7 protein-coding genes are annotated in these 7,745 nt (G+C 42.4%); 4 read left to right on the forward strand and 3 right to left on the reverse strand.

Annotated elements, in window-relative coordinates:
* Positions 1-51: 51 nt before the first annotated feature.
* A complete protein-coding gene (locus RG959_RS19100; RefSeq protein WP_342798486.1) occupies positions 52-945 on the reverse strand; it encodes a C39 family peptidase in 894 nt (297 codons plus the stop codon).
* Between the two features lie 595 nt (positions 946-1,540).
* Here RG959_RS19100 and RG959_RS19105 point away from each other — a divergent pair.
* Entirely contained in the window at positions 1,541-2,935 is a 1,395-nt protein-coding gene (locus RG959_RS19105; protein WP_342798487.1) for an amino acid permease, read from the forward strand.
* A gap of 61 nt (positions 2,936-2,996) precedes the next feature.
* Here the strand turns inward: RG959_RS19105 and RG959_RS19110 are convergent, their stop codons facing one another.
* Positions 2,997-4,811 carry a LysM peptidoglycan-binding domain-containing protein gene (locus RG959_RS19110; RefSeq protein ID WP_342798488.1) on the reverse strand — a complete coding sequence of 605 codons (1,815 nt, stop codon included), beginning with the start codon at positions 4,809-4,811 and terminating at the stop codon, positions 2,997-2,999.
* Between the two features lie 352 nt (positions 4,812-5,163).
* On the opposite strand from RG959_RS19110, the gene RG959_RS19115 reads away from it, so the two are divergent.
* The 3 genes from RG959_RS19115 to RG959_RS19120 all read left to right on the forward strand — a co-directional run bounded on the left by RG959_RS19115 (position 5,164) and on the right by RG959_RS19120 (position 7,446).
* Positions 5,164-5,916, forward strand: coding sequence for a TerC family protein (locus RG959_RS19115; protein WP_342798489.1), 753 nt, complete (start codon positions 5,164-5,166; stop codon positions 5,914-5,916).
* Positions 5,917-6,046: 130 nt separating this feature from the next.
* Positions 6,047-6,244, forward strand: a complete 198-nt coding sequence (locus RG959_RS25630) for a DUF6980 family protein (RefSeq protein ID WP_483298905.1) — start codon at positions 6,047-6,049, stop codon at positions 6,242-6,244.
* A 215-nt stretch (positions 6,245-6,459) separates the two neighbouring features.
* Positions 6,460-7,446, forward strand: coding sequence for an S-layer homology domain-containing protein (locus tag RG959_RS19120; RefSeq protein ID WP_342798490.1), 987 nt, complete (start codon positions 6,460-6,462; stop codon positions 7,444-7,446).
* A gap of 61 nt (positions 7,447-7,507) precedes the next feature.
* Here the strand turns inward: RG959_RS19120 and RG959_RS19125 are convergent.
* Positions 7,508-7,745: IS3 family transposase (locus RG959_RS19125; protein WP_342798491.1), on the reverse strand; the 238-nt coding region annotated here is incomplete at its 5' end.

Genomic DNA, 7,745 nt, shown 5'->3' on the forward strand with positions numbered 1-7,745 from the left:
CTCAAGCACAAAATGGACATCTCCCTGTGCTTGAGGGGTTCAGTATTTGTTTTACTTTAAGCTGATCGCTTGTTTCCCCATTTGTTCCCACGCAGCAATAAAAGCGGCTTTGTTTGATTTATTGTTTTTGATTCCTGTCAGCGGGTCATTAAAATAAATATAGTTTTCATCAAAGCCTGTCACCAGTACAGAGTGCTCTCTATACGTAATTTTCACCGGTCCATCTGGTGTTTCCCACGTCCTAAACTCTTCTTCTCCTAACACGTTGAATGTAGCGTTCGTAATGATCCAGACCGTTTTGTCGTCTTTGATTTTGTTGATGATACTATCAAAGCTTTCCCCGGTGATGTTTTCTACTTTGCCAGGAAGATAGCGCTCAGCCAATTCGAAAATCGGCTCATTATACACGCCGTATCCCGGTGTTTCAAAGGAATACATGTTACCGACAAAACCCGTATGGGGGTTGCCAAAATAGGTTTTTCCATTTTGCTTTGTCATCGGTGTAGGGTCTCTTTTAATTTCTTTGGCAAGCGTCATCTTATCCGCGTTTACACCCGCATCCTGAAGCAGCATAGCAAGACTCGTCACTTCGCATCCTCGCGGCAGTTCAGGCATTTGATTGATTAAAGGGGCATCCAGAATTTTTTCTGTTACATTCGCTTCTGTGCTCACACTCGCCTGTTTTTGCTCAGGCTCTGTTGCTTCTTTGGGCTGTTCTTCCTGGATGGCTTTCTCAGGCTCTGCTTGTTCGAAGGAAGAAACGGCTTGGCTGATGTCGTCTTTATACAAATTGAAGTTGTATACACAAAGAACGACAAACAGCACGAGTGATAAAAGAGAATAAATAAGAAGTGGTTTGGCGGGTTTTAAAAACCTGTTTTTTACATAAGCTGCTGCAAAAATAAGTGTCATGGCACCTGTGCCAAAAAGAAGGGTAACCTCCATTGTGCAAACTCCTATAATTCGATGCCGAAAAAACAACACCGCATCTTTTATTTTTAAACCGTACTTCCGTACTTCCTGCTTTTTTGGCCGAATGATTTCGTCAGCTTCCAAGAAACAATAAGGAAAAAATAGCTAAAAGGAAGCAGGAAGAAATTGATATTTAATCGTATTCTACCATAAACTGGTCGAACGTTCATGGGTTGATCACTTTTTATGCGGAACGTATAAGCGTCGGCGGGTTATATTCAGGAAATATCTGCATGGAATAGGGGGGAGGGAAATGGGAATAAAGCCCTTTGTTGTATAGGTAAAAACCAAATGAGCAATTTCTTTGTCAGAAAATATGACGATATGGCTTTACAACGAAAGAAATTTATTTATAATCATAGTAACAAGTTAAACAGATTTGTTTAAACTTGATTTTATTTAACAGAATTGTTTAAAATTAGTTTAGCGGATTTGTTTAAACCGTCCTCAGTCTTTCCAAAATTTCATCGTTTGCTAAATTAAAAGATCAAAGGGAATGGCTGAACTAAGAAAGAAAGCGCTTACGTATTTTTACCATCTGTTTCTATATTTCAAGGAGAGTGAGAAGATGAACCATTCACCAACAGAGTTAAAGAAAGATTTAAAGATTCGGCATATCACCATGATTTCTTTAGGTGGAATTATTGGAGCCGGATTGTTTGTAGGAAGCGGCTCACTTATTAATATGGCAGGCCCTGCTTCAATCTTTTCTTACGCCCTGGCAGGCCTGCTTGTTATTTTAGTTATGCGCATGCTGGGAGAAATGTCGATGGTCAACCCATCAAGCGGCTCGTTTGCGACCTATGCTAGAGAAGCACTTGGTCCCTGGGCAGGCTATACAATCGGCTGGCTGTATTGGTTTTTCTGGGTAATCGTAATCGCTGTTGAAGCCATTGCCGGTGCAAACATTATTCAATATTGGTTTCCGTCTTTGCCAAGCTGGTCCGTCAGTTTAATCCTGACTTTCTTGTTAACATTGACAAACTTGTACTCTGTTAAATCGTTTGGAGAATTTGAGTATTGGTTCTCATTAATCAAAGTGGTCAGTATTGGGCTATTTTTAATTCTCGGGGGAGCCATTATCTTTGGGTTTTTCCCAGGCGTTGAATCACCGGGTACATCTAATCTTATGCACCACGGCGGCTTTTTCCCGAATGGAATCAGTGCTATTTTCCTAGGCATTACCCTTGTAATGTTTTCATTTATGGGAAGCGAAATTGTTGCGACAGCTGCAGGAGAGACGCCGGATCCGGAAAAAGCGATTACTGTAGCTACCAATAGTGTCATTTACCGCATTCTCATTTTTTATCTTGGCTCTATTCTTGTACTGGTAACGCTTCTTCCGTGGAATTCCCAGGATCTTTTGAAAAGTCCGTTTGTATCTGTACTGGAAATGGTCAATATTCCAGCTGCAGCACAAATTATGAACTTTATCGTACTCACTGCTGTGCTTTCCTGCTTGAATTCCGGCCTTTATACAAGTTCACGGATGCTGCTTACGATGGCGCAAAACGGAGACGCGCCTCGCATGTTCTTAAAAATTAATAAAAAAGGTGTGCCCGTTCAGGCGATCTTAGGCTGTACCGTTATTTCCTATATCAGTGTGGCATTCAATTATCTGTCTCCGGACAAAATCTTTCTTTTCTTAGTAAACGCTTCCGGGGGAGTAGCGCTGCTTGTTTATCTTGTTATTGCTTTTTCACAGCTGCGCTTGAGACGAAAATATGAGAAAGAAAACCCAGGCGCGCTGCGCATCAGAATGTGGCTGTTTCCGTATTTGACGTACGCGACTATTATAGCGATTTCGGCTATTTTTATCGCAATGGCATTTATTGATTCTCTTCGATCCCAGTTCTTCTTGACACTGTTGATCGCGGTGTTAGTTGTCGGCTCTTTCTTTTTGAAAAAAAACTCACGGTCAGCAGATGCCGTTTCAAAAGAAAAAAAGCAAATGACTATTTAAAAACAGAATGCAAAAAAGAAAAGGAGCGAGTCCAAACCATTTGGACTCGCTCCTTTATTTTTTATAGAAATCGAAGGGACGTACTTAATTGATTTACATGCTGCTGATCAGCCCAGAGAATAAAATAGTTGTAAGTCGTTCCTTCAATCTGCACCGGCTTTGGATAGCGGACAATCAAAGCGGCCTGCCCATTCATTTCCGGAGGCTGGTCCTCTGATGGGAAAATCAAGCAGGCTTCCTGCTGCTGGATTTTTGTATGAATGATTCTAGGCGCGGAGCCGTATGGCTGTAACGGGTGAAAGGCTTCGTTACGGCAGACTTCATGAATCGCTTCCTCTGAAGCAATAGCGGATATTTGAAAGAAACCGTCTGGGCCTTCATACCGCTCATCGCTTACTTTTTTCCAATGGGATGGGTATTGAAATTGCACACGATAAGCAGAATTCATAAATGTTTTTGTCAGCGGCAAACGTGGCGCAGGAGACCATTGTAAAGCGGTAATAAAAGCCCCTCTTACAAGCTGGATTGGAACGGGGTGCTGGATATCTACCACCCACATCTCATCCGCGATTTCCTCAGTGCTGCATCCTGACAGATAAGCAACTTTTCGGCCGTTTGGAGACCATGTGACAGGAGTGGCAAAGCAATTAGAAAGAGCTTTTGTCCGATCGTTTTCCCCTTGTTTTCCAGACGTTCGAACTAATGAAAAATACCCGGCTTCTTCAAAGGCAGTAGCACTGTAAGCAATCGTTGATGAATCAGGGGACCATACCGGAAAATAGTTTTTCGCAAGCGGTCCGCCTTTTATTTCAAATATTCTGCCTGTAGAGAGTTCCAGCGTATAAATCAGAGAGATACTAACACCAGGAGTAGTGAATAAGACGTATGCTTCATCAGGAGAAAGGCGTACATTGTGAAGCGGTCCGCCAGTGTTTTGGGTAATTTGGTGTTTACGTGAGCCGTCGCTTCTTATACGGTAAAGCTGGCTCGTTCCCGATGCATCCGGCGCTTGAAACAGCAGTTCGGTTCCGCCTGCAAACCATTGAACATCTGTCGCGCCAGGCTCGTTTATTTTTTGAGGTTGATGGGTGGAGAGAGAGTAAAGGATGATTTGATTTTGGTTTGTATACGCTAATGTTTGGCTGTCAGGGGACCAATTAAGGTAAATACCCAGCCCCTCTTCGAATTGATCAATTCGAGAAACAGTCCTCTCCATTAAATGAATAATATAAAGGATGTTATTTTTTCCAACAAAAGCAATTTTTGAACTGTCGGGGGACCAGAAGGGAGCCGAAAAAGATTCTCCCAGCCCTGTGGTCACTTGTACATTTTCCCCGTTGGTCAGATTGTAAAGCCATATGTCGTACATTCCTCCACGGTTGGATGTGTAGGCAATAAAGCCTCCGTCGCCGGGAGGGGCATAGGGAATGAACAGCTTTACACCAGGCATCAGTCTATCAGACGGAAGTTGATTAGCTTTTCGGATCAGCTCTGTATTAATGCGTCCTCCTGTTACCACGTTAAACCGCCTGGCGATGTCAAATAGCGTATCTCCAGGCTGCACAACATAATAAGGGGCACCCTGGGGGACTTGTAGCAACTGCCCGACTTGAATCGTATAAGGAGGGCGAAGCTGATTGGCTTCAATAATTAACGATTGCGGAACGCCGAAAAATTGAGCAATGCCGAAAACGGTATCCCCCGGCTCAACGCGAACCATATCAACACCAGGAGGAACAGAAAGCTGCTGCCCGACATAAATCGTATAAGGCGCCTTTAAGTGGCTGGCAGCAATTAGGGACTCAAGCGGCAGCTGCCATCGCCTTGCGAGCTGATAAAGCGTGTCCCCAGGTCGGACTGTGTAAAAACGCTGCATCCTCGACCCTCCCATTTTTGTTTTTTAATAATCAGTTTAGCGTATTACAAACACGAGAAAAAAGTGCTTGTCCTTGATCCGTTTATGCTGAATCAAGCGGATAAAAGGGTAGATCTTTTTGCTTGGCAGTTCGTTTGCTATATGGGGAACAGGCACAATCCTGCTATTCAATAAATGAACAATGTGTGAAAAGTATCTGTCTCAGGTTTAATGCTTTCTCGGTCGGTCATATTAAAAGGGTATGTATATTTATGTGGAAAATTTTCCGTGAACCATTTCACAAATAATGTGTTTTATACTAAAATTTAAAAGTGTTTAAACTATTTTCATAGGTTATTATAGGGAGGGAATTATGGACACGTCTTTGTTGTTAGAGTATGGATGGATTTTAATTGTTTTAATCCTTCTAGAAGGTGTTCTATCGGCTGATAACGCCCTGGTTTTAGCAGTCATGGCTAAAAACCTGCCGGCAGAGCAGCAGAAAAAAGCGATTAATATAGGGCTGATGTTAGCTTTTGTATTCAGGATTGGAGCGATTTTTCTTATTTCGTTTCTTTTCCATGTTTGGCAGGTACAAGCTATCGGGGCCGCTTATTTAATTTTTATTGCTTTAAAACACCTGCTTAAAAAGAATAAGGGAGAAGAAAAAGAAGCGAAAGTGAAAAGCTACCGCGCAACAGTTGCACAAATTGCGTTAGCGGATATTGCCTTTGCGATCGATTCGATTTTAGCAGCCGTAGCGCTGGTTTTGGCCTTGCCAGATACACCGATCGGTGCTATTGGCGGTATGGATGGTGCCAAGTTTATTGTCATTGTTCTCGGAGCGCTTGCTGGCCTGATCGTCATTAAATTTGCAGCCGGGTTTTTCGTGGAGTTACTTGTTAAGCGTCCAAGCCTTGAAACGGCGGCAATGGTGCTGGTAGGCTGGGTTGGGGTCAAGCTGTTGATGCATACCCTTGCACACCCGGCTGTACATCTCATTTCTCATGATTTCGTTGAAGGACCTATTTGGAAAACGATTTTCTGGTCCGTGATGGTTCTGATTGCTTTAGGCGGCTGGTTTTTATCTAAAGAGCAGCCTGAAAAACTTAAAAGCGGGAACTAATAATATAGAAAATAAAAAGCGCCTGGAGCTTCCAGGTGCTTTTTTCGTAGAGGATAAAACAACAAAAATATGTATAGAAAATGACAGGAAACAATCTTACAGTTTAATTAAAAAATAGGATGTGGAGCAAATGAAAACCTATTGCTGTGAAGACATGAAGTATCATGCTTCTTTTAAATGTAATGTTCATGAAAATCCCTTCGACTGTCCTGATCAGCTTGTCTACTGTGATAAGGATGGCAGGGCGTTTGGAATCATTATTCACGACGGCGGCAGCTCGGTTATTGCAATTCAATATTGTCCTTGGTGTGGGAGCGATTTAGATTAGATACAAATAGGGTTTCCTATTTATTATGGAAAATGATAAACGCGGAAGATTATATTTACTGTAAATGCAGTTAATTCCATTATATTCGCAGAGTTGACGTAGATTATCCAACTTAAGGATACTCATACAATATTATCTGTCTCTCTACCTATTTACTGTATTTTTGGAAAGTGCTAGAATCATTTTAATAAATTTGCAGAATAGGAGATACCCCTTTGAAAAAACTTTCTTTATTTACGGCTGCCACAGCCACTACAGTAGCGATTTCTAGTTTAGCCGTTCCAGCGAGCGCGGCGGAATCCAGCCATCCTTTTACGGATGTAGGAAGCCGGTACGATGAAGCGGTCAGCTTTTTATATGAGATTGAAGTAGTCAATGGAGTTTCGGCTACAAAGTTCGGTACGAGCCAAACGTTAACACGGGGCGATGCGGCGGTTATTTTAGCGAATATGCTGATGCTTGATACAGAAAGCGCACCAGACGCTGGATTTAAAGATTTAAATACTCGTGTAAAAGGATCGGTTAACGCACTTGCTGAAATCGGAGTGATTTCGGGTGTAACCAAAACGGAATTCAAACCGGAATTGTCTCTCAGCCGCGGTGCAATGGCTAAATTCCTTGTGACCGCATTTGAACTGGAGGATTATGCAGAGCAGACACCTTTTACGGATGTTGGCGGCGTATTCAAGCCTTATGTTGAAGCTCTTTACGGAACAGGGGTTACATCAGGCAAGACGAGCACATCATACGGCACGAACTTAAATATCACGCGCGGCGAATTTGCCAATTTATTATATGGAACATATCTCTTCGTTGTAGAAAATTCATATTTCCCATTGGTGGCAAGTGTACAGGTAACTTCAGCTACACAAACGAAAATTAATCTGACAGAAGCGGTGCCGGCAGAATATACAAAAGATGATGTAGCAGCAGGCCTGTATTTCAGCGTTCAGTACAGCGATGGAAGTGTGGAGGAATTTGAGCCTGCTTCTTATTCTCTCTCAACTGACCGTAAAACTTTCGTGATCAATCATACAAACGTATCATTAACTGGCAAAAAAGGTACAGTGATCATTGAAGACTTTGAATCTGAAGCAAAAGCAGCGTTTGATTTCACAGCTGTGAAGACAACTTCAAGTACAAATGCGGATTCTTCATTTGTACACACAGCAGGTCTTCCTGCAACGAAAGCAGTAGAATAAGCAGACAAAAAAAGCCCAAGCATTGGTCATACCCCCGTCAAGTAGACAAGTATAAAAAAGACTATGCCACCAGTGCGCTTCGATACTCGATCGGGGCGCGCTGGTTTAATTTTTTCTGGAAACGCTGATAGTTGTAGTAGTACATGTAGTCTTGGATCGCTTGATCTAATTCCTGTTCTGTCTTACACTGATGAAGATACAACTTTTCTGTTTTGAGATGCGAAAAAAAGGATTCGATACAGGCATTATCCAGGCAGTTTCCTTTGCGAGAGTGGCTGCCCTTCATGCCATATTCTTTG

The organism is Domibacillus sp. 8LH, from assembly GCF_038806185.1.
Classification (GTDB): Bacteria; Bacillota; Bacilli; order Bacillales; family Domibacillaceae; genus Domibacillus; species Domibacillus indicus_A.

Excerpts from the sequence above, each read along its gene's own strand:
- RG959_RS19100 (WP_342798486.1), bottom strand. The coding sequence starts at position 945 with ATGGAGGTTACCCTTCTTTTTGGCACAGGTGCCATGACACTTATTTTT.
- RG959_RS19115 (WP_342798489.1), top strand. The coding sequence starts at position 5,164 with ATGGACACGTCTTTGTTGTTAGAGTATGGATGGATTTTAATTGTTTTA.
- RG959_RS19110 (WP_342798488.1), bottom strand. The coding sequence starts at position 4,811 with ATGCAGCGTTTTTACACAGTCCGACCTGGGGACACGCTTTATCAGCTC.
- RG959_RS25630 (WP_483298905.1), top strand. The coding sequence starts at position 6,047 with ATGAAAACCTATTGCTGTGAAGACATGAAGTATCATGCTTCTTTTAAA.
- RG959_RS19105 (WP_342798487.1), top strand. The coding sequence starts at position 1,541 with ATGAACCATTCACCAACAGAGTTAAAGAAAGATTTAAAGATTCGGCAT.